The following is a 1139-nucleotide window of genomic DNA, read 5'->3' on the forward strand; positions in this document are numbered from 1 at the left end:
CGACTCGGGCGGGCCGCCGGGGGGCCGTCAGCCGGTGAGCGAGTCGAGCCAGTCGGCCGCGGCGCCGGCCGTGTCGCGGGCGTGCGCCTCCATCATGGTGAAGTGGTTGCCGGGCACGTCCACCACGGTGTGCGCGCGCTCCCAGGAGGTCTGCCACTCCTCCGCGCGGAGCGTCTCCCCCGGTTCCGCCGGGACGGGCGGCTCGCTGGAGCGGACGAGCAGCACGGGCGTGCTCAGCGGACCAGGCTCCCACTCGCCGATGAGGGCGACGTACCAGCTCATCGCCGTCAGCCGGTCGGTGTCCATGTGCGCGAACATCGACTCGCGGTCGAACATGCCGCCCAGCATCTGCTGCGAGAAGCGCAGGAACGGGGAGTCGGCACGCGGCATGTAGGTGTCGAGCAGCACCACGGCCGCCGGGGGTGCGCCCCGCTCCTGGAGCCGCCGGGCGGCGGCCAGGGCGAGCACGCCGCCGGAGGACGAGCCCAGCAGCACCGCGGGGGTGTCCCCGACCGTCCGTACCACCGCGTCGGCGTACAGGTCGGCCACGGCGTCGAAGGTGGCCGGCAGCGGTTCCCCGGTGCCGAAGCCCTGGGTGGGCAGGGCCCACACGTCGCGGCGACCGCGGAAGGCGGAGGCGAAACGGGCGTACTGGTGGACGCCCGCCAGGGCGACGTAGGAACTGAAGCAGACGAGCGGTGCCGGTCCCTCGCCGGTCGACAGGCGGATCGCCTCCGGCCGGTGGGCCAGGTCGTCCGGTGAGGTGAAGGTGGGGCGGAGTTCTGCAGCCGCCTGGAGCAGCGCGAAGCCCTCGTCGACGCGTCCGGTCCGGCAGGCGTGCTTGAACAGCCCGCCGAGGGTGTCCTCGTCCCTGACGGGCGCCTCCGGCGGGGCGCCGGCCGCGGCGGAGGCGGGACGGACCGCGGTGTCGGCCAGCCGCTGGTCGAGGTGGGCGGCGAGGGCTTCGGGGGTGGCGTGGTCGAAGAGCAGCGTCGGGGCGAGCTTCAACCCGGTCGCCGACGCCAGGTGGTTGCGCAGTTCGACCACCGTGAGGGAGTCGAAGCCCTGCTCGGTGAAGAGGCGGTCGGGCTCCACCTCGTCGGCGGTCGGGTGGCCGAGCACGGTGGCGACGTGGCCGC

The 1139-nt window shown here is 74.6% G+C and carries 1 protein-coding gene; it reads right to left on the reverse strand.

Translation table 11 applies throughout. The features are described 5' to 3' along the window. Positions 1–27: 27 nt before the first annotated feature. The coding region (locus ACYVE9_RS27750) for an alpha/beta fold hydrolase (RefSeq protein ID WP_461030645.1) at positions 28–1139 on the reverse strand (1112 nt) is incomplete at its 5' end.

The organism is Streptomyces sparsus (genome assembly GCF_054776295.1).